The following is an 18,725-nucleotide window of genomic DNA, read 5'->3' as shown; positions in this document are numbered from 1 at the left end:
GCTGATCCCCCGGGTGTGCTCCGGGGGATCAGCCGTGCCCGCCCAGGCCCGGGGGGACGGCCGTGTGCAGGGCGGAGACGAAGGCCGAGATGGCCGGGTGCGAGCCGGCGCCCGCGCGGAAGGCGGCCCGGGTGCGGCGGTACATCGGCAGCCGGGTGAGGACCACGCCGGGCGGGGGCTGCGCGGCACCCAGCTGCGGGACCAGGGCCACGCCCTGGCCGGCCGCCACCAGGGCCAGGACGGTCGCGAAGTCGTCGATCTGGTGCCGGATCCGCGGCGCGAACCCGGCGGCCTCGCAGGCCCGGACGGCCATGCTGTGGCAGAGCGTGCCCCGCGGCGCCATGATCCACGGCGCGCCGCGCTGCTCGGCGACGGTGCCCGGGGCGCGGGCCGCCAGGTACATCGGCTCGGTGAACACCGGACGGGTCACCGCCAGGCCCGGCTCCGGATCGGCCGGGACGAGGTCGTACTCGTGGACCAGCGCGACGTCCAGCTCGCCCGCGCGCAGCGCCGCCGCGACGCCCGCCGGATCCACCTCGGTCACCATCGGCTCCAGGCCCGGATGCCAGGCGGCCAGCTCGCCCAGCACCGCCGGGATGATCGCGCGGGCCGCCGACGGATAGGTGCCGATCCGCAGCGGGCCGGCCAAGCCCCGCCGGGCGTGGGCGAGTTCGGCGCCCGCCTGCTCCAGCAGGGCGAGCACCGCCTCGGCGTGCCGGACGAGGTTGCGCCCGGCCGGAGTGAGCGCGACCCGCCGCCCGGTGCGCTCCAGCAGCGGGACGCCCGCCTCCTTCTCCAGGACGGACAGCTGCTGGGACACCGCCGAAGGGCTGAAGGAGAGCGCCTCGGCGACGGCGGCGATGGTGCCGAGGTGGGCGAGTTCGCGCAGCAGGCGCAGGCGTCGGACGTCGAGCATCGGCTCAGCTTACGAGAAGCATCACGAATGTGAACTGGACCTGGGTGATCGGCGGGCCGCAGGATCGTGCCCATGGAACTCACCGGTATCCACGTCCCCCTGATCACGCCCTTCGCCGCGGACGGCACGGTCGCCCTGGACGCCCTCGCGGTGCTCGCCGCCGAACTGCTGGAGGCCGGCGCGGCCGGGCTGGTCGCCCTCGGGACCACCGGCGAGCCCGCCGCGCTGAGCGAGGACGAGCGCTGGGCCGTGGTCGAGACCGCCGCGGCCGCCTGCGCCGGCCGCGGGGCCCTCCTGACCGTCGGCGCGCACGGCGGCGACACCCGCTCCACCGCCGAGTCGCTGGCCGCGCTCGGCAAGCGGGTGCCGCAGGCCGCGGCCGCGCTGGTCACCGTCCCGGCGTTCCTGCGGCCGGGCGAGGCCGGGACGGTCGCGCACTTCCGGGCGCTCGCCGAGAGCAGCCCGCTGCCGCTGGTCGCCTACCACATCCCGTACCGCACCGGGCAGCAGCTGTCCGCCGCCGCGCTGCTCGAACTCGCCGCGCTGGACGGCGTGGTGGGCGTCAAGTACGCGACCGGGGGAGTGGACCAGACGGCGGTGGAACTGCTCGCCGCCGCCCCCGCCGACTTCGCGGTGCTGACCGGGGAGGACGCCTTCCTGTCCCCGCTGCTGGCGCTCGGCGCGGCCGGCGGCATCCTCGCCTCCGCCCATCTGGCCACCGCCAGGTTCGTCGAGCTGACGCAGGCCTGGCAGGCCGGGGACGCCGCCCGGGCCCGGGCGCTCGGGCACCGGCTCACCGGGCTGGCGCTGGCCGCCTTCGCCGCGCCGAACCCGACGGTGATCAAGGGCGTGCTGCACGCCCAGGGCCGGATCCCCACCCCGGACGTCCGGCTGCCGCTGCTGCCGGCCGGGGAGGCGGAGGTCGAGGCGGCGCTGAAGCTGGTGAGTGGTCTGGACCATTAGTCGCTCTCACACCGTGGAACAGCAGGCCGCCGCACTCGCGTGACAAGGCATGATGGGCAGAGTGCGGCTGTAGACAGCACCATCCAGAGGAGTAGTCGGAATGAAGATCGGCATTGTCGGGGCCACCGGCCAGGTCGGCGGCGTGGTCCGCGAGATCCTGGCGGAGCGCGCTGGTCGTGAAGGCGGACTGGGCCCGGTCGAGCAGCTGCGGCTGTTCGCCTCGGCCCGCTCGGCCGGACGCACCCTGCCGTGGCAGGGCACCGAGGTCACCGTCGAGGACGCGGCCACGGCCGACTACACGGGCCTGGACATCGTGATCTTCTCGGCCGGCGGCTCCACCTCCAAGGCCCTCGCCCCCAAGGCCGCCGCGGCCGGCGCCGTCGTCATCGACAACTCCTCCGCCTGGCGCCGCGACCCCGACGTCCCGCTGGTCGTCTCCGAGGTCAACCCCGGCGCCATCGCCGACCGGCCCAAGGGCATCATCGCCAACCCGAACTGCACCACCATGGCCGCCATGCCCGTGCTGCGCCCGCTGCACGAGGAGGCCGGCCTCGCCGCGCTCGTCGTCTCCACCTACCAGGCCGTCTCCGGCAGCGGCGTGGCCGGCGTGGCCGAGCTCCAGGACCAGGCCGCCAAGGTCGTCGACGGCGCCGCCGCGCTCGCCCACGACGGCTCCGCCGTCGAGTTCCCCGAGCCCAAGGTCTACCAGCGCCCGATCGCCTTCAACGTGGTGCCGCTGGCCGGCTCCATCGTCGAGGACGGCTCCAACGAGACCGACGAGGAGCAGAAGCTCCGCCACGAGAGCCGCAAGATCCTCGGCATCCCGGGCCTCAAGGTCGCCGGCACCTGCGTGCGCGTCCCGGTCTTCTCCGGCCACTCGCTCCAGATCAACGCCCGCTTCGAGCGCCCGATCAGCCCCGAGCGCGCCGCCGAACTGCTCGCCGCCGCCCCCGGCGTCGAGCTGTCCGACATCCCCACCCCGCTCCAGGCCGCCGGCCAGGACCCGAGCTACGTCGGCCGCATCCGGGCCGACGAGACCGTCGAGCACGGCCTGTCGCTGTTCGTGTCCAACGACAACCTGCGCAAGGGCGCCGCGCTCAACGCCGTCCAGCTGGCCGAGCTGGTCGCCGCCGAGCTCAAGGGCTGACACCCGGCCCCGCCGGGCCGTGGGCGCTCGCACCTGGCGGCGAGCGCCCGCTCGCACCACCCGGCGTGACCAAGGGCGGGCCCCGTCGTTGAACGGGGCCCGCCTTTGCGTTCCGTTGGGCTTGCCGTTGCGGTACCGCGACATCCGTCGAGGTTCGGCGCGCGAACCAGGGGGAAAAGGTGACCCAACGATCGGGCGGCCACGGGGGCCCCTCACCCCACCACGCCCGGACGACGGGCGGATCCGCGCCCACCCGGCCCGACCCCCCAACACGAGGGCGAGTGGAAAGAGGTGCGCGATGGACCGCTGTGTCGTCCTGGTGGATGCCGGATACCTGCTGGGCGCCGCCGCCAGCCTGCTCGCCGGTGACCCATCCCGTTCCAGAGTCACCGTCGACCACACCGCGCTGATCACCGCGCTGCGCGAACGCGCCGAGGCCGAGACCGGACTGCCGCTGCTGCGCATCTACTGGTTCGACGCCGCCCCCGACCGGCGCCCGATGCCCGAACACCGCCGGCTGCGCGTCCTGCCCCGCGTCACCGTGCGGCTCGGCGCCCTCACCCGCGCCGAAGGGCGCTGGGTGCAGAAGGGCGTGGACGCCGCCATGCACGCCGAACTCTCCGAACTCGCCCGCAACCGGGCCTGCGCCGACGTCGTCCTGATCACCGGCGACGGGGACCTGCTGCCCGGCATGATGACCGCCAAGGAACACGGCGTGGCCGTCCACCTGTGGGCGCTCCAGGCCGCCGACGGCGACTTCAACCAGTCCGAGGACCTGGTCGGCGAGGCCGACGAGCGAAGAGTGCTCGACCGGGAGTGGATCGAGGGCTCCTTCAGCCTCCGGGAGAACGCCAGCGTCTTCCCCGCGCCCGGCGCCCGCCAGGAGATCGCCAAGATCCTCGCCGCCCCGCCCGTCGGTCCGCCCGTCGGCCCGCCCGTGGTGGCACCCGCCGCGGCGCCGGTCGTGGCGCCCCCGGTCGTCCAGCCGGCCGCCGTCGCGCCGGCCGCCGTGCCCGCTGCCGCCGTGCCCGCTGCCGTCGGGGCCTCCGCCGTCGGGGCCGTCCCAGGGGCGGTTCCAGGGGCGGTTCCAGCGGCGGGGCGGCCCCAGCCGGCCGCCGCTCTCAAGGTCGTCCCCACCCCCAAGGACCTCGCCGGGCGCACCCCCGCCGTCGCCTCGGCCGTCAACGGGCACGGCGGCACCGGACTCGCGAACGGCCACGGCGGCAACGGGCTCGTCAACGGGCACGGCGCCAACGGACACGGCGCCAACGGGCTCCTGAACGGGCAGGCGAACGGGCACGGCACCAACGGGCAGGCCGTCGGCTCGACGGGCGCCGCCGGACAGGCCGGCCCCGTCCTGCGCTGGTCCTCCGACCGCGGCTGGGTCGACCGCCCCGCCCCCGAACCCGCCGTCACCGCCGGCGACAGCCTCCCCACCCTCGCCCACCTCACCACCGCCGAACAGCGCTGGGCCGACCGCGAGGAGGACATCACCTCCATCGGCGGCGACGCCCACGAAGTCGGCCAGGTCTTCGCCCGCCGCTGGAGCGACCGACTGGGCGACGTCGAACGGCTCACCGTGCTCTGGCCCGACTACCCCCGCATCCCGCACCGGGTCGACGGCGAACTCCTCCGCTACGCCGCCCGCTTCGGACTGCTCGCGCACAAGGACGACCAGATCGACGAACACGACCGCTACGCCATCCGGGCCGGATTCTGGAAGGAACTGGCGGTCCGGGTGCCCGGCGGATCGATGGTCGTCGTGGACGACTGACGGGCGCACGGCCCGGGTTGGACCCGGCGGGCCGCGCGCCGGTTTTCGGTGATCAGGCCCCCTTGTCCGGTTCGCCCGTGCGAACGCGTAAAGTCTTCGGTCGTGAACGAGTCGGCAGGGCGAGCACCCCAGAACACCCCGCCGTGCGTCGCCGTGCGCGACCTCGTGAGGACCTATCGCACCGGGCGCGGAGCCGGTGCCACCGAGATCCGGGCCAACGACGGAATCAGCCTCACCGTCCGCCAGGGCGAGATCTTCGGACTGCTCGGACCCAACGGGGCCGGCAAGTCCACCCTCGTCCGCCAGCTCACCGGCCTGCTGCGGCCGGACTCCGGATCCGTCGAACTCCTCGGCCACGACATCGTCCGCCACCCCGAACGGGCCGCCCGGCTGCTCGGCTACCTCGGCCAGGAATCCAGCGCCCTCGACGAACTGACCGTCGCGCTCGCCGCCGAGACCACCGGACGGCTGCGCGGCCTCACCCGGGCCCGGGCCCGCGCCGAAGCCGCCGACGTCCTCACCGAACTCGGGCTCGAACCCCTCGCCCAGCGGCCGCTCGCCAAGCTCTCCGGCGGCCAGCGCCGGCTCGCCTGCGTCGCCGCCGCCCTCGTCGGGGAACGGCCGCTGCTCGTCCTCGACGAACCCACCACCGGCATGGACCCCGTCGCCCGGCGGGCCGTCTGGACCGCCGTCGACCGGCGCCGCACCGAACGCGGCGCCACCGTCCTGCTCGTCACCCACAACGTCATCGAGGCCGAGACCGTGCTCGACCGGGTCGCCGTCATCGACGACGGGCGGGTCATCGCCTGCGACACCCCCGGCGGACTCAAGGCCCTCGTCGACGGCGACGTCCGGCTCGACCTGGTCTGGCGGGACGAGGCGCCGCTCGCCGTCCCCGCCGTCGCCGCACTCGCCGAACGGGCCGAACGCACCGGCCGCCGCTGGACCGTCCGCACCACCCCCGAACAGGCCCGCGAACTGGTCGCCGCCGTCACCACCGGCCCGGCCTTCGCCGCCCTCGACGACTTCACCCTCGCCACCCCGAGCCTTGAGGACGCCTACCTCAAGCTCGGGGGCCGCCACGGAGGACTGGCCAAGTGACGCTGCTCTCGGTGCCGCCGCAGGCCACCGCCCCCGCGACCGGCGGCACCCCCGCCCCGCTCGCCCCCGCGGCCCGGCTGCTGCCCGCCCTCGCCGCCGTCTACCGGGCCCAGCTCGCCCGGGCCCGGGTGGCGCGGATCCCGCTGCTGTTCGTCGCCACCTTCCAGTCCGTCGGCATCCTCGTGATGATGCGGGGCGTGGTGGACGCCGGGCAGACCTCGGCCGCGCGGTCCGTGGTCGCCGGCTCCAGCGTGCTGGTGGTGGCGTTCGTCGCCCTCAACCTGCTCGCCCAGTACTTCGGGAAGCTGCGGGCCACCGGCGGACTCGACCACTACGCGACGCTGCCCGTACCCGCCGCCTCGGTGGTGCTCGGCGCGGCCGCCGCCTACGCCTCGTTCACGCTGCCCGGGACGGTCCTCACCGCGGCCTTCGGCGCCGTGATGTTCGGGCTGCCGCTCGGGCAGCTGTGGGTGCTGCTGGCCGTCGTCCCGCTCGCCGGGGCCGCCCTGTCCGGGCTCGGGGCCGCCTGCGGGCTGCTCGCGCCCCGCCAGGAGATCGCCACCATGCTCGGGCAGCTCGGCATGTCGGCGGCGCTGCTGCTCGGCGTGCTGCCCGTCGACCACCTCCCGCAGCCCGTCCTGTGGCTGCGCGACCTGCTGCCCTCCACGTACGGCGTCGAGGCCTTCGCCCGGACCTTCGAACCCGACCCGGACTGGGCGCTGATCGCGGGCGACCTCGCCGTCTGCGCGGGCGTCGGCGTGGTGTCGCTGGCGATCGCCACCTGGGCCTACCGGCGGGCCGTCTCCCGGTAGGGGGCGTCCCGGGGGTCGTCCGGGGTCCGCCGGGGTCCGGCTCCGCGAGGTACGGGGCTCGGGTTCCGGGAGGCACGGGCGACGGCTCGTCCCGGCCGCGATCGTGAAACGATGGGGTCCGTGACCGTACCGAACACGCCTCCGGACCCCACCCGCGCCGACGCGGACGCGGTGCCGGACATCACCCCCGATCCGTACGCGCCGCCGCCCGCCCCCGACGCCGGGACCCCGCCGCCGGACGGCCTCGTGGTCGCGCAGTCGCCGGGCCCCACGCTCAAGGAGCGGCTGCTGCCCGAGCTGCGGCTCGGCGCGGGCACGGTACTGGCCTGCATCGCGGTCGGACTGGTGATGGCGGGGCTGTGGGTCTGGCTCGCGCCCAAGGTGCCGCTGGTCGTCGACGGCGACCGCATCCTCTACGCCGACCCCGAGGGCGAGCAGCGGGCGGGGGCCGACGCGGTCTTCGCCCTGATCGCGCTCGGCGCCGGCCTCCTGACCGCGCTCGGGGCCTTCCTGGCCACCCGGCAGCGCGGCGGCGGCATCGCGGTCGCGCTCGGACTGGTGGTCGGCGGACTGCTCGGCTCGGTCGGCGCCTGGCGGCTCGGACGGTGGCTCGGCCCCAGCAACGACCTGATCGCCGAAGCACGGCGGGTCGGCAACGGCGGGCACTTCGACGCGAGCATCGACCTCGGCGCGCTGGGGGCGCTGCTGGTGTGGCCGATGGCGGCGATGGTGGTGCTGCTGGCGCTGTCGGCGACGTTCGGCAAGCGCGAGGAGGACCCGCCGCCGTACTGGGCCGGGCCGTACGGGGCGGCTGCGCCGCAGGCCCCTGCGGACGGCGCTGTGCGGCCGGAGGACGGTGCTCTCCCGGACAGCGCTGCGCGGGCGGACGGCACTGTGCGGGCGGACGACGGTGCTCGGGCGGACGACGGTGCGAGGCCGCAGGGCGCCGCGCGGCCGGGGGAGCGCGGGCAGGGCTGACCGGGTGGGCCCGGGCCCACCCGCGGGTGGGCCCGTCGGCCGGGGTCAGCGGGCGATCGGTGCGGTGCGGGCGCCGGTCAGGGTGACCAGGTCGGCCGGGGCGAGTTCGACCTCCAGGCCGCGGCGCCCGCCGGAGACGTAGACGGTGGGATGGGCGAGCGCGCTGGCGTCGACCACCGTCCGCAGCGGGCGGCGCTGGCCGAGCGGGGAGATGCCGCCCAGGACGTAACCGCTGCTGCGCTCGGCGGCGGCCGGATCGGCCATGGCGGCGCGCTTGCCGCCGACGGCGGCGGCGAGGGCCTTGAGGTCGAGCTGCCCGACGACCGGGACCACGCCGACGGTGAGCACGCCGTCCACGTCGGCGACCAGGGTCTTGAAGACCCGCTCGGCGGCGACGCCCAGGGCCTCGGCGGCCTCGCCGCCGTAGGAGGCGGCGGCCGGGTCGTGCTCGTAGGCGTGCACGGTGAACGGGACGGCGGCGGACTCCAGGGCGACGGTGGCGGGGGTGCCCTGTCCGCCCTTCTTCGCCTTCTTCGCCATGTGGGGCTCCTTCTTCGCCGTGTGGGTTTTCCGGATCAGCGTGCGGGTTTCCCGGATTACGTGCGGGCTTCCCGGGTCCGCGTGCGGGTTTCCCGGGCCAGCGTGCGGGCTTCCCGGATCAGTTGGGGCTGAACGACTGGCGGGTGAGGTCGACCGCGGGCAGCGACGGCAGCCAGCTGAGCACGGAGCTCTCGCGGCGCAGCAGGTCGAGCTCGGTGCGCAGCCGCTGGGCGGTGTCGGGGCAGGCCAGCAGCTGCTGCTTGACCGGGGTCTCGAACACCGAGGCGGCGGCGACCAGGTAGGAGAGCACCTGCGGGTCGTCCGGGAGCTCCTGGCGTCCGACGGTGCTGGCCTCGCGGGCCCCGGCGAGGCGCTTCTGGTAGACCCGGAAGGCCCGCTCGACCTCGGCGGCGAGGGCGCCGGAGCCTTCGCCGGGCTGTTCCTCGACGAGCTCGGCCTCGCCGGTCAGGTACGGGCCGGAGACGTCCGCCGAGCGGAGCCGGAACCGGGTGGTGCCGGTGACCAGCAGCTCGTAGCGGCCGTCGGGCTGCTCCTGGACGGAGGCGACGTCGGCGACGCAGCCGATGTGGAACATCGCCTCCAGCGGGTCCCCGGTGGCGGTGCCGAGGCCGTCGAGCGGCCCGGCCGGGCCCTCGTCGGGGCGGACCGGGGCGACCTCGCGGCCGTCCTTGATGGCGAGCACGCCGAAGCGGCGCGGCGTGTCGGCCGGTAGTTGGAGCAGGTCGGCGACGAGACGGCGGTAACGCTCCTCGAAGACGTTCAGGGGCAGCACGAGGCCCGGGTAGAGCACGTTGTTCAGCGGGAAGAGCGGGAGCCGTTCTGTCACGGCGGACAGCGTAGTTCCCCGCGCGGTCGCGGCGCGTCGGGGTTGTGCCCGACGGCGGGCCCGAGGGCGGCCCGCCGGGGTGGTCAGCCCCGTTGCAGCATGCGGGTGGCGCCGGCCACGACGGTGGTGGCGAGCAGCCAGCCGACGATCACCAGCCCGGCGGAGACGTACTGGCTGAGGCCCCCGGGGTTCCAGCCCTGCTGGCCGAGCTCGACGACCGGGACGAGCTGGCTGAAGGTGTACAGCACCGGGTTCCAGTGCGGGTGCTCGTCGGCCTTCAGCGGCTCCAGCGGGTGGGTGGCGAACCACACGCTGCCCAGCGCCCAGGCGAGCAGCAGCCACAGGCCGGCCCGGCCGGGGCGGTAGCCGTAGCCGACGGTGGCGTCCTGGACCCGGCCCCAGATCCGGGCGGGCAGCGGGAGGGTCCGGTGGCGGCGGCGCTGCTTGGCGTACAGCACCTCGCGGGCGTCGTCGTCGGCGCCGTCGCGGCGCAGGGCGGCGGCGAGCTGCTCGTAGGACTCGGGCTGGAAGTCCACCGAGGAGCCCTCCAGCCAGGCGATCCGCTGCTGGACGCTGAAGGGCCCGACGGGGCGCAGCACCTCGTAGACGAAGCCGGTCAGGCCCAGGTGGCGGCCGCGCGGCCAGGCGTCCGGGGTGTCGACGAGGTTGCCGACCCGGGCGCGGGAGAGCGAGACGGTGCCGGTGGGGCGGACCCGGCAGGTGAACCGCAGCTCGGGGGTGTGGATGCGGCGCAACGAGAGCTCGTCGTCACCCTCCAGGTGGAACTCGCCGGAGATCAGGCAGGCGCTCTCGAATCGGGCGTCGGAGAGCCGGACCCGGCCGAAGGCGCGGAACGGGGTGCTGGGGGCGCCGGGCGGCGGGTTCTGGCCGTAGCCGGAGCCGTAGTAGCTGCGGGAGCCGAACCAGCCGCCGTCGGCGGAGCTGGTCAGGTAGAGGGTGTGGCCGACGGTGAGCCGGACGGCGTTGAGGCAGGTGCGGTTCTGCGGGACGGCGTGCAGTTGGGCGCCGCGCAGCGACAGCCGGCCGCCTATCCGGGCCGTGCGCAGGCTCAACTCGCCTTCCACGTCCACGCGTTCGGCCTCGAAGTCCTGGTGGACGGCCAGGCCGTCGGCGGACAGCGCGCGGCCGTAGCGGTCGCCGCCCAGGACGGTCTGGTTGAGCAGCAGGTCGGTGCCGACCTTGGCGTCGGTGAGCCGTACGCCCTCGGGTATCCGGCAGCGGGCCAGGTGGAGGTCGCCGGTGGTGGTGAGCCGGGAGGCCTCCAGGCGGGGGATCAGACAGGTGACGAAGCGCAGCGTGGAGGCCGAGGCCTCCGAGATGAGGATCTTGCGCTCGAAGCGGCACTCGCGGAGCTCGACGTAGTGGCCGATGGCGCCGCCGGCCAGGTTGAGCGCGCCGGTGACCAGCACACCGGTGAGCCGCAGCGAGGCGACCCGCCCGGTGGCGGCGGCCGGGCCGGCCAGCAGCAGATGGGCGAGGACCTTGGCCCGGACGGTCCGCCCGGGGCCCCAGACGGCGTCCCCGAAGGGGTCGTCGGCGGCGGCGTCGCCACTGCGCCGGTCGAAGACGTTGCCGCGACGGAAGGCCTCCCAGAGCTCACGCTCCGTGTCGGTCCAGCCCTCCGGGGCGTGCTCCAGCATGCTTTTCCCCGTCCCCCCGGTCGTCTCGCCTTTCGTATCACGGACTGAAATGCGGGGCCAGGGGTTCCGGCCACTCCTTACACTGGGTGGCGTGATCTCTCGAATCGACCTCCGCGGCTCGCTGGACGACCCGCGTGACCTGCTGCCCCGTGCCGAGTTCGACGTGGCGGCCGCCCTGGAGAAGGTGCGGCCGATCGCCGAGGACGTACGCCATCGCGGGGTCGCGGCCGTGATCGAGATCACCGAGCGCTTCGACGGCGTCCGGCTGGAGTCGACCCGCGTCCCGGCCGAGCAGCTCACCGAGGCCCTGGAGACGCTGGACCCGAAGGTGCGGGCCGCGCTGGAGGAGTCGATCCGCCGGGCCCGCGCCGTGCACGCCGACCAGCGCCGCACCGAGCACACCACCAAGGTGGTGCCGGGCGGCACCGTCACCCAGCGCTGGGTGCCCGTGGAGCGCGTCGGCCTGTACGTGCCGGGCGGGCTGGCCGTCTACCCGTCCTCCGTGGTGATGAACGTGGTGCCGGCCCAGGAGGCGGGCGTCCAGGGCATCGCCGTGACGTCCCCGCCGCAGAAGGCGTTCGGCGGGCGCGTCCACCCGACCATCCTGGCGGCCTGCGCGCTGCTCGGCGTGGACGAGGTGTACTCCGTCGGCGGCGCCCAGGCCGTGGCGATGTTCGCGCTGGGCACCGAGGAGTGCGCGCCGGTCAACATGGTCACCGGCCCCGGCAACATCTACGTGGCCGCCGCCAAGCGCTTCTTCGCCGGCCGGATCGGCATCGACTCGGAGGCCGGCCCGACCGAGATCGCCGTCCTCGCCGACGACAGCGCGCTGCCGTCCGACGTGGCCGCCGACCTGATCAGCCAGGCCGAGCACGGACCGACCTCCGGCTCGGTGCTCGTCACCGACTCGCCGGCGCTGGCCGACGCGGTCGAGGCGGAACTCGCCGTCCAGGTCGCCAGGACCAAGCACAGCGAGCGGGTCGCCGAGGCGCTGGGCGGCCGGCAGTCCGGGATCATCCTGGTCGACGACCTGGAGCAGGGCCTCACCGTGGTCAACGCCTACGCGGCCGAGCACCTGGAGATCCAGACCCGGGACCCGCACGCGGCGGCCGCCAGGGTCGTCAACGCGGGCGCCGTCTTCATCGGCCGCTGGACCCCGGTCTCGCTGGGCGACTACGCGGCCGGCTCCAACCACGTGCTGCCCACCGGCGGCTGCGCCTGCCACTCCTCGGGCCTGTCCGTGCAGACCTTCCTGCGTGGCGTCCAGGTCGTCGAGTACGACCGGGACGCGCTCGCGGACGTCGCCGCGCACGTGGTCAACCTCGCCAACGCCGAGGACCTGCCCGGGCACGGCGACGCGATCAAGGCGCGCTTCGACTGGACGGTGCCGGGATCGTGACTGCTGCTACTCCTTCTGTGACTCCTGTTACTTCTGAGGTTGGTGCGACGCGGGTGACTCGGATCGACGACCTCCCCATCCGCGACGAGCTGCGCGGCCAGTCCCCGTACGGTGCGCCGCAGCTGGACGTGCCCGTCCAGCTGAACACCAACGAGAACCCGTACCCGCTCCCCGAGGAGCTGGTCGCCCGGATCGCCGAGCGCGTCGCCGAGGCCGCCCGCAACCTCAACCGCTACCCCGACCGGGACGCCGTCGAACTGCGCGAAGGCCTCGCCGCGTACCTCGGCCGGACCACCGGCTTCGCCGTCACCCGGCAGCAGGTCTGGGCCGCCAACGGCTCCAACGAGGTGCTCCAGCAGCTGCTGCAGACCTTCGGCGGCCCCGGCCGCAGCGCGCTCGGCTTCGAGCCCTCCTACTCGATGCACGCGCTGATCTCCCGGGGCACCGGCACCGAGTGGATCTCCGGCCCGCGCAACGACGACTTCACCATCGACCTGGACGCCGCCCTCGGCGCGATCGCCGAGCACCGGCCGAACGTGGTCTTCATCTGCTCGCCGAACAACCCGACCGGCACCGCCGTCGCCGCCGACACCGTGCTGAGGCTCTACGAGGCCGCACAGGCCGCCGGGCCCAGCCTGGTCGTCGTCGACGAGGCCTACGTCGAGTTCTCGCACCGGGCCTCGCTGCTGCCGCTCATCGAGGGCCGCCCCAACCTGGTGGTCTCCCGCACCATGTCCAAGGCCTTCGGCGCGGCCGGGCTGCGCCTGGGCTACCTGGCCGCCGACCCGGCCGTGGTGGACGCGGTGCAGCTGGTCCGCCTGCCGTACCACCTGTCGTCCGTCACCCAGGCCACCGCGCTGGCCTGCCTGGAGCACACCGACACCCTGCTCGGGTACGTCGGACGGCTCAAGGAGGAGCGCGACCGGCTGGTCGACGCGCTGCGCGGGCTCGGGCTGGAGGTCACCGACTCGGACGCCAACTTCGTCCAGTTCGGCCGCTTCGCCGACACCCACGCCGTCTGGCAGGCCATCCTCGACCAGGGCGTCCTGGTCCGTGACAACGGCGTCCCCGGGTGGCTGCGCGTCACCGCCGGCACGCCCGCCGAGAACGACGCCTTCCTGGACGCCGTCCGCACCGTGATCAAGGAGCTGTAACCCGTATGTCCCGCATCGGACGCGTCGAACGCACCACCAAGGAGACCGCGGTCCTGGTCGAGATCGACCTCGACGGCACCGGGAAGACCGACATCTCCACGGGCGTCGGGTTCTACGACCACATGCTCGACCAGCTCGGCCGCCACGGTCTCTTCGACCTCACCGTCAAGACCGACGGCGACCTGCACATCGACACCCACCACACCATCGAGGACACCGCCCTCGCGCTCGGCGCCGCCTTCAAGCAGGCGCTCGGCGACAAGGTCGGCATCTACCGCTTCGGCAACTGCACGGTGCCGCTGGACGAGTCGCTCGCCCAGGTCACCGTGGACCTCTCCGGCCGGCCGTACCTGGTGCACACCGAGCCCGAGCGCATGGCGCCGATGATCGGCTCGTACGACACCACGATGACCCGGCACATCCTGGAGTCCTTCGTGGCCCAGGCGCAGATCGCCCTGCACGTCCACGTGCCGTACGGGCGCAACGCCCACCACATCGTGGAATGCCAGTTCAAGGCGCTGGCCCGAGCCCTGCGCTACGCCGCCGAGCGCGACCCGCGCGCGGCCGGAATCCTCCCCTCGACCAAGGGTGCACTGTGAGCAAGGCAGCCCTCGCCCTCATCTTCGTCGGCCTCTTCCTGGCCGGCGGCGTGATCTCGTTCTGGAAGCAGAAGCTGCCCAAGGGCGTCATCCTGGTGCTCGCGTTCGGCTCGGTCATGTGCCTGGCCTCCGGCATCATGCGCCTCTAGCCACACGTAGAGAGACTGGACACCTGAACATGGGCAAGAACGTCGTCGTCCTGGACTACGGGTCGGGCAACCTCCGCTCCGCGCAGCGCGCGCTCGAACGGACCGGGGCGGACGTCACCGTCACCTCCGACTACGACACCGCGATGAACGCGGACGGCCTGCTCGTCCCCGGCGTCGGCGCCTTCGAGGCCTGCATGCGCGGCCTGAAGTCCGTCCGGGGCGACTGGATCATCGGCCGCCGGCTCGCCGGGGGCCGCCCCGTCATGGGCATCTGCGTCGGCATGCAGATCCTCTTCGAGAAGGGGGTCGAGCACGGCGTGGAGACGGCCGGCTGCGACGAGTGGCCCGGCGTCGTCGAGCCGCTGGACGCCCCCGTCATCCCGCACATGGGCTGGAACACCGTGGACGTGCCCGAGGGCAGCCGGATGTTCGCCGGCCTCGACCCGCAGACCCGCTTCTACTTCGTGCACTCCTACGGTGTGCGGCACTGGGAGCTGGAGACCCACAGCGCACGGATCCACGCCCCGCTCGTCACCTGGGCCACCCACGGGCAGCCCTTCGTCGCCGCCATCGAGAACGGCCCGCTCTGGGCCACCCAGTTCCACCCCGAGAAGTCCGGCGACGCCGGCGCCGCCCTCCTGACCAACTGGGTCAACACCCTCTGAGCTTGGAAGAGTTGTGACTATGAGCCGCCTCGAACTGCTTCCCGCCGTCGACGTCCGGGACGGCCAGGCCGTCCGCCTGGTCAAGGGCGCGTCCGGCACCGAGACCTCCTTCGGCGAACCCCTCGCCGCCGCCCTCGCCTGGCAGAACGCCGGCGCCGAGTGGCTGCACCTGGTCGACCTCGACGCCGCCTTCGGCACCGGCACCAACTACGAGCTGCTGCGCGAGGTCACCGGCCGCCTCGACATCAAGGTCGAGCTGTCCGGCGGCATCCGCGACGACGAGTCGCTCGCCAACGCGCTCGCCACCGGCTGCACCCGGGTCAACCTCGGCACCGCCGCCCTGGAAGCCTCCGAGTGGGTCGCCAAGGCCATCGCCGAGCACGGCGACAAGATCGCCGTCGGCCTGGACGTCGTCGGCACCACCCTGCGCGGCCGCGGCTGGACCCGCGACGGCGGCCAGCTCTTCGAGGTGCTGGAGCGGCTCAACCAGGAGGGCTGCGCCCGCTACGTCGTCACCGACGTCAACCGGGACGGCACCCTGACCGGCCCCAACCTGCAGCTGCTGCGCGACGTCTGCGCCGCCACCGACCGCCCCGTCGTCGCCTCCGGCGGCGTCTCCTCGCTCGACGACCTGCGCGCCATCTCCGGCCTGGTCGGTGCGGGTGTCGAGGGCGCCATCGTGGGCAAGGCACTCTACGAGCAGAAGTTCACCCTCGAAGAGGCCCTGGAGGCGGTTTCAGGATGACGGAACGTCGGATCGTGCGTGGCAGGGTCGGCGGATCCTCCCCCTGGGAGGACCAGTTCGGCTACTCGCGGGCGGTCGCCGCGGGGGACCACGTGCACGTGGCCGGCTCCACCGCCTGGGTGGACGGCCGGATCGAGCACGAGGGAGACCCCTTCCGGCAGACCCTCGCCGCGTTCGGCGTCGGGCTCAACGCCCTTGCCGCGTACGGTCTGACGGCGGACGACGTGGTCCGCACCCGGATGTACATCACCCACGTCCGCGACGCCGACGAGGTGGGCCGCGCCCACCACCAACTCTTCGACGCCGCCCGCCCGGTGGCCACCATGGTGGTGGTCGACGGGCTGATCGACTCCCGGATGATGGTCGAGATCGAGCTCGACGCCTATCGATCCGGGCTGGCAAAGACCCTGGAAGGCAAACAGCCGTGACCCTCGCCGTACGTGTCATCCCCTGCCTGGACGTCGACGCCGGGCGGGTGGTCAAGGGCGTCAACTTCCAGAACCTGCGCGACGCCGGCGACCCGGTCGAGATGGCCAAGCTCTACGACGCCGAGGGCGCCGACGAGTTGACCTTCCTCGACATCACCGCCTCCTCCGGCGACCGGGAAACCACCTACGACGTGGTCCGCCGCACCGCCGAACAGGTCTTCATCCCACTCACCGTCGGCGGCGGCATCCGCGCCGTCGAGGACGTCGACAAGCTGCTGCGGGCCGGCGCCGACAAGGTCGGCGTCAACACCGCCGCCATCGCCCGGCCGGAACTGGTCCGCGAGATCGCCCAGCGGTTCGGGCGGCAGGTCCTGGTGCTGTCCGTGGACGCCCGGCGCTGCCCCCCCGGCACCGAGACCGCGTCCGGGTACGAGGTCACCACCCACGGCGGGCGCAAGGGCACCGGCCTCGACGCCGTCGAATGGGCCGGGCGCGCGGCCGAACTCGGCGCCGGCGAGATCCTGCTCAACTCGATGGACGCCGACGGCACCAAGGACGGGTACGACCTGGAGATGATCCGGGCCGTCCGCAAGACCGTCTCCGTGCCCGTCATCGCCTCCGGCGGCGCCGGCAAGCTGGCCGACTTCGCGCCGGCCGTCGAGGCGGGAGCGGACGCGGTGCTCGCCGCGAGCGTCTTCCACTTCGGGGACCTGCGGATCGGGCAGGTCAAGGACGCGCTGCGGGAGGCCGGGCACCCGGTGCGGTGACCGTCCGTACGGCTTGAGGGCCCGCCGCTCCGGCTTCGGAACGGCGGGCCCTTCCGCGCTCTCAGGCCTTCCGTCTCACGCTTCCCGCGGCTCGCCCTTGATCAGCGCGAACGGCGTGCCGTGCGGATCCGCCAGCCAGGCCAGCCGGCCCACGTTCGGCACGCTCTCGGCGGGCATCAGCACCGAGCCGCCGGACGCCGTCGCCTTCGCGATCACCGCGTCCACGTCGTCGGCGGCGAAGTACGGCGTCCAGGCGGAGGGCTGGCCCGGCTGCATCGTCGGGGCGATGCCGCCGAAGGCCGTGGCCTGCTGGTCGCCCTCGGAGGTCGAGATCACCCGGTAGTCCATGCCCGGAGCCGGCTCGAACTTCTCCACCCGCCAGCCGAACAGCGCCTGGTAGAAGCCGAACCCGGCGCTCTGGTCCGAAGTGTGCAGCTCGGACCAGACCAGCGCGCCGTCCTCCGACACCACGTCCAGGCCGGTGGTCGTACCCGGCTGCCAGACCGCGAACCTGGCCCCCTGCGGGTCGGCGAACTGGGCGAACCACCCCTCGCCCATGACGTCCATCGGCGGGACCAGGACCGAACCGCCCGCCTGCTCGGCGGCCTGCGCGGTGGCGTTCACGTCGGCCGTACGGAAGTACGTCGTCCAGGTCGGCTGGTCACCCTCGTCGAGCGGGCCGACGGCGCCGACCGTCCTGCCGCCCAGCTGGAAGAAGCCGTAGCCGCCCGCCTCCGGGCCGCCGGACTGGAACGTCCAGCCGAAGACCTTGCCGTAGAACTCGGCCGTGGCGGGGATGTCCGGGCTGCCGAGGTCGATCCAGCAGGGCGCGCCGGCCGGAAAGTCGGTGGTGAGCATGAGGTGGTGCCCCTTCGACGGAAGACGTGACCAGGCCGGCTCCGTCGGGCGCGCGCACGCACCCTCCCCGACCCTCTGCGAGTCTGCACCCGACCACTGACATCCGCAGCCGGGGCCCTCTCTCAATGGCCCCGGCCGGGTGGAGCATGACCTTATAGCGCCTCTGTGTGTCAAGCAGCTGCGGCAAGTTGGGTGCGATGGTCGCGTTTCATGATCCGGTAGACCACGTTGGACAGGCGCCGTTTGAGGGCTCGGCGGGCCTCGGACGGGGTCTTTCCTTCGGCGATCTTGCGCTGGTAGTACTCCTGGCCGCGGCCGCCGTCGCGAATCTGGACGACAGCGATCACGTGCAGGACCGAGTTCAGGGCACGGTTGCCGCCGGTGTTGAGCCGGTGGCGGACGTTGTTGCCGCTGGAGGCGTCCAGGGGCGCGCTGCCGGTGTAGCTGGCAAAGTGGTGCTCGGTGGGAAATCGGGTGATGTCGCCGACGTGGCCGAGGACCTTGGCGGCCAGCACGGTGCCCAGCCCGGGCAGGCTGGTGAGGGTGGTGCGGGTCGCGGCCAGCGCGTCGCGCATCTGGGCCTCGTTGTCCTTGACGAGGCGATCCAGGCGTCGCAGGTCGGCGAGCAGGTCGCGGGCTATGTCGCGGCGGCGGTTGTCGGTCGCGGTGACGGGGCGGATGCGCTTCATCGCGGCGGCGGCCTTGTCGGCGGACAGGCCGGTGGCCACGCCTCCGGGCAGAAGGCCGCGAAGGACCGCGTGCAGCCGGTTGAGCACACGGGTGCGCTCGTGGACCAGGTCGTCGCGCCGTTCGGTCAGCAGCCGCAGCACCGTGGACTGGTTCTCGGCCGCGACCTCCCGCAGGTCCGGGCGGAACAGGGCGACCTGGGCGACGTGGCGGGCGTCGGTCTCATCGGTCTTGTGGTTGCCGCCGGTGCTCAACGGCCACGCCCGAGCGGACAGCGTGGACGGCACGTCGACCACGGGCTCGTCGGCAGCCGCGAGCTGCTGGGCGAGGGATCGGCCGAGTGCGCCTTCGACGGCGAAGCGCCGCTCGGGCCACTTCTCGTACCAGGACATGAGCTGGCGGAACGTGCCAGCGTTGACGACGAAGCGGCGCTGGGCCAGTTGGTGGCCGGAGGCGTCGACGGCGACGGCGGTGTGGGAGGACTTGTGCGGGTCGATACCGATGAGGATCACGGGCAGCCGGCCTTGCGCTCGAA

At 73.7% G+C, this 18,725-nt stretch carries 20 protein-coding genes; 14 read left to right on the top strand and 6 right to left on the bottom strand.

Features of this window, described 5'->3' with window-relative positions:
• Positions 1–28: 28 nt before the first annotated feature.
• Complete coding sequence (locus OG556_RS08705; protein WP_371516617.1) at positions 29–916, bottom strand: LysR substrate-binding domain-containing protein; 888 nt, start codon at positions 914–916, stop codon at positions 29–31.
• Between the two features lie 72 nt (positions 917–988).
• On the opposite strand from OG556_RS08705, the gene OG556_RS08700 reads away from it, so the two are divergent.
• The 6 genes from OG556_RS08700 (at position 989) to OG556_RS08675 (ending at position 7,691) form a co-directional block, all read left to right on the top strand.
• The gene (locus OG556_RS08700; protein ID WP_371516616.1) at positions 989–1,879 is read left to right on the top strand and encodes a dihydrodipicolinate synthase family protein; all 891 of its coding nucleotides are present in this window, start codon (positions 989–991) and stop codon (positions 1,877–1,879) included.
• A 100-nt stretch (positions 1,880–1,979) separates the two neighbouring features.
• A complete protein-coding gene (locus tag OG556_RS08695) occupies positions 1,980–3,026 on the top strand; it encodes an aspartate-semialdehyde dehydrogenase (protein ID WP_371516615.1) in 1,047 nt (348 codons plus the stop codon).
• A gap of 298 nt (positions 3,027–3,324) precedes the next feature.
• Positions 3,325–4,800: an NYN domain-containing protein gene (locus OG556_RS08690; protein WP_371516614.1), complete on the top strand. Its 1,476-nt coding sequence runs from the start codon at positions 3,325–3,327 to the stop codon at positions 4,798–4,800.
• A 102-nt stretch (positions 4,801–4,902) separates the two neighbouring features.
• Entirely contained in the window at positions 4,903–5,901 is a 999-nt protein-coding gene (locus OG556_RS08685) for an ABC transporter ATP-binding protein (RefSeq protein ID WP_371516613.1), read from the top strand.
• Positions 5,898–6,713, top strand: coding sequence for an ABC transporter permease (locus OG556_RS08680; RefSeq protein ID WP_063347189.1), 816 nt, complete (start codon positions 5,898–5,900; stop codon positions 6,711–6,713). Before OG556_RS08685 ends, OG556_RS08680 begins: the two co-directional genes overlap by 4 nt.
• 120 nt (positions 6,714–6,833) lie before the next feature.
• Positions 6,834–7,691 carry a hypothetical protein gene (locus OG556_RS08675; protein WP_371516612.1) on the top strand — a complete coding sequence of 286 codons (858 nt, stop codon included), beginning with the start codon at positions 6,834–6,836 and terminating at the stop codon, positions 7,689–7,691.
• A 45-nt stretch (positions 7,692–7,736) separates the two neighbouring features.
• On the opposite strand, the gene ybaK is transcribed toward OG556_RS08675, so the two are convergent.
• From ybaK to OG556_RS08660, 3 genes are all read right to left on the bottom strand, one after another.
• Complete coding sequence (gene ybaK / locus OG556_RS08670; RefSeq protein ID WP_371516611.1) at positions 7,737–8,231, bottom strand: Cys-tRNA(Pro) deacylase; 495 nt, start codon at positions 8,229–8,231, stop codon at positions 7,737–7,739.
• Between the two features lie 118 nt (positions 8,232–8,349).
• Positions 8,350–9,078 carry an LON peptidase substrate-binding domain-containing protein gene (locus OG556_RS08665; RefSeq protein WP_363582835.1) on the bottom strand — a complete coding sequence of 243 codons (729 nt, stop codon included), beginning with the start codon at positions 9,076–9,078 and terminating at the stop codon, positions 8,350–8,352.
• Positions 9,079–9,161: 83 nt separating this feature from the next.
• Positions 9,162–10,739, bottom strand: coding sequence for an oxidoreductase (locus tag OG556_RS08660; protein ID WP_371516610.1), 1,578 nt, complete (start codon positions 10,737–10,739; stop codon positions 9,162–9,164).
• Positions 10,740–10,830: 91 nt separating this feature from the next.
• Between OG556_RS08660 and hisD the strand changes: the two genes are divergently transcribed.
• Genes hisD through hisF form a run of 8 tightly spaced genes read left to right on the top strand, consistent with a single transcriptional unit; the run spans position 10,831 to position 16,645 of the window.
• Positions 10,831–12,138: a histidinol dehydrogenase gene (hisD, locus tag OG556_RS08655; protein ID WP_371516609.1), complete on the top strand. Its 1,308-nt coding sequence runs from the start codon at positions 10,831–10,833 to the stop codon at positions 12,136–12,138.
• Between the two features lie 53 nt (positions 12,139–12,191).
• Complete coding sequence (locus OG556_RS08650) at positions 12,192–13,292, top strand: histidinol-phosphate transaminase (protein WP_363582829.1); 1,101 nt, start codon at positions 12,192–12,194, stop codon at positions 13,290–13,292.
• A gap of 5 nt (positions 13,293–13,297) precedes the next feature.
• A complete protein-coding gene (hisB, locus tag OG556_RS08645; RefSeq protein ID WP_350885742.1) occupies positions 13,298–13,891 on the top strand; it encodes an imidazoleglycerol-phosphate dehydratase HisB in 594 nt (197 codons plus the stop codon).
• The gene (locus OG556_RS08640; RefSeq protein WP_350885740.1) at positions 13,888–14,040 is read left to right on the top strand and encodes a hypothetical protein; all 153 of its coding nucleotides are present in this window, start codon (positions 13,888–13,890) and stop codon (positions 14,038–14,040) included. The genes hisB and OG556_RS08640 overlap by 4 nt, the downstream gene beginning before the upstream one ends.
• Before the next feature lie 29 nt (positions 14,041–14,069).
• Entirely contained in the window at positions 14,070–14,705 is a 636-nt protein-coding gene (gene hisH / locus OG556_RS08635; protein WP_350885738.1) for an imidazole glycerol phosphate synthase subunit HisH, read from the top strand.
• A 19-nt stretch (positions 14,706–14,724) separates the two neighbouring features.
• Positions 14,725–15,450, top strand: a complete 726-nt coding sequence (gene priA, locus OG556_RS08630) for a bifunctional 1-(5-phosphoribosyl)-5-((5-phosphoribosylamino)methylideneamino)imidazole-4-carboxamide isomerase/phosphoribosylanthranilate isomerase PriA (protein ID WP_371516608.1) — start codon at positions 14,725–14,727, stop codon at positions 15,448–15,450.
• Entirely contained in the window at positions 15,447–15,878 is a 432-nt protein-coding gene (locus tag OG556_RS08625; RefSeq protein WP_371516607.1) for a RidA family protein, read from the top strand. Before priA ends, OG556_RS08625 begins: the two co-directional genes overlap by 4 nt.
• Complete coding sequence (gene hisF / locus OG556_RS08620) at positions 15,875–16,645, top strand: imidazole glycerol phosphate synthase subunit HisF (RefSeq protein WP_063347178.1); 771 nt, start codon at positions 15,875–15,877, stop codon at positions 16,643–16,645. The genes OG556_RS08625 and hisF overlap by 4 nt, the downstream gene beginning before the upstream one ends.
• A 75-nt stretch (positions 16,646–16,720) precedes the next feature.
• Here the strand turns inward: hisF and OG556_RS08615 are convergent, their stop codons facing one another.
• Positions 16,721–17,503: a VOC family protein gene (locus tag OG556_RS08615; protein WP_371516606.1), complete on the bottom strand. Its 783-nt coding sequence runs from the start codon at positions 17,501–17,503 to the stop codon at positions 16,721–16,723.
• 170 nt (positions 17,504–17,673) lie between these two features.
• A complete protein-coding gene (locus OG556_RS08610; RefSeq protein WP_371516605.1) occupies positions 17,674–18,702 on the bottom strand; it encodes an IS110 family transposase in 1,029 nt (342 codons plus the stop codon).
• Positions 18,703–18,725 lie beyond the last annotated feature (23 nt).

Origin of the sequence: Kitasatospora sp. NBC_01300 (genome assembly GCF_041435235.1) — a bacterium.
In the GTDB taxonomy this organism is placed as follows: domain Bacteria; phylum Actinomycetota; class Actinomycetes; order Streptomycetales; family Streptomycetaceae; genus Kitasatospora.
This window is presented reverse-complemented; position numbering and strand designations above follow the sequence as displayed.

What these genes read in the sequence shown, in the direction of transcription:
- OG556_RS08705 (WP_371516617.1), bottom strand. Translation starts at nt 916, where the DNA reads ATGCTCGACGTCCGACGCCTGCGCCTGCTGCGCGAACTCGCCCACCTC.
- OG556_RS08700 (WP_371516616.1), top strand. Translation starts at nt 989, where the DNA reads ATGGAACTCACCGGTATCCACGTCCCCCTGATCACGCCCTTCGCCGCG.
- OG556_RS08695 (WP_371516615.1), top strand. Translation starts at nt 1,980, where the DNA reads ATGAAGATCGGCATTGTCGGGGCCACCGGCCAGGTCGGCGGCGTGGTC.
- OG556_RS08690 (WP_371516614.1), top strand. Translation starts at nt 3,325, where the DNA reads ATGGACCGCTGTGTCGTCCTGGTGGATGCCGGATACCTGCTGGGCGCC.
- ybaK (WP_371516611.1), bottom strand. Translation starts at nt 8,231, where the DNA reads ATGGCGAAGAAGGCGAAGAAGGGCGGACAGGGCACCCCCGCCACCGTC.
- OG556_RS08660 (WP_371516610.1), bottom strand. Translation starts at nt 10,739, where the DNA reads ATGCTGGAGCACGCCCCGGAGGGCTGGACCGACACGGAGCGTGAGCTC.
- hisB (WP_350885742.1), top strand. Translation starts at nt 13,298, where the DNA reads ATGTCCCGCATCGGACGCGTCGAACGCACCACCAAGGAGACCGCGGTC.
- hisH (WP_350885738.1), top strand. Translation starts at nt 14,070, where the DNA reads ATGGGCAAGAACGTCGTCGTCCTGGACTACGGGTCGGGCAACCTCCGC.
- priA (WP_371516608.1), top strand. Translation starts at nt 14,725, where the DNA reads ATGAGCCGCCTCGAACTGCTTCCCGCCGTCGACGTCCGGGACGGCCAG.
- OG556_RS08625 (WP_371516607.1), top strand. Translation starts at nt 15,447, where the DNA reads ATGACGGAACGTCGGATCGTGCGTGGCAGGGTCGGCGGATCCTCCCCC.
- OG556_RS08615 (WP_371516606.1), bottom strand. Translation starts at nt 17,503, where the DNA reads ATGCTCACCACCGACTTTCCGGCCGGCGCGCCCTGCTGGATCGACCTC.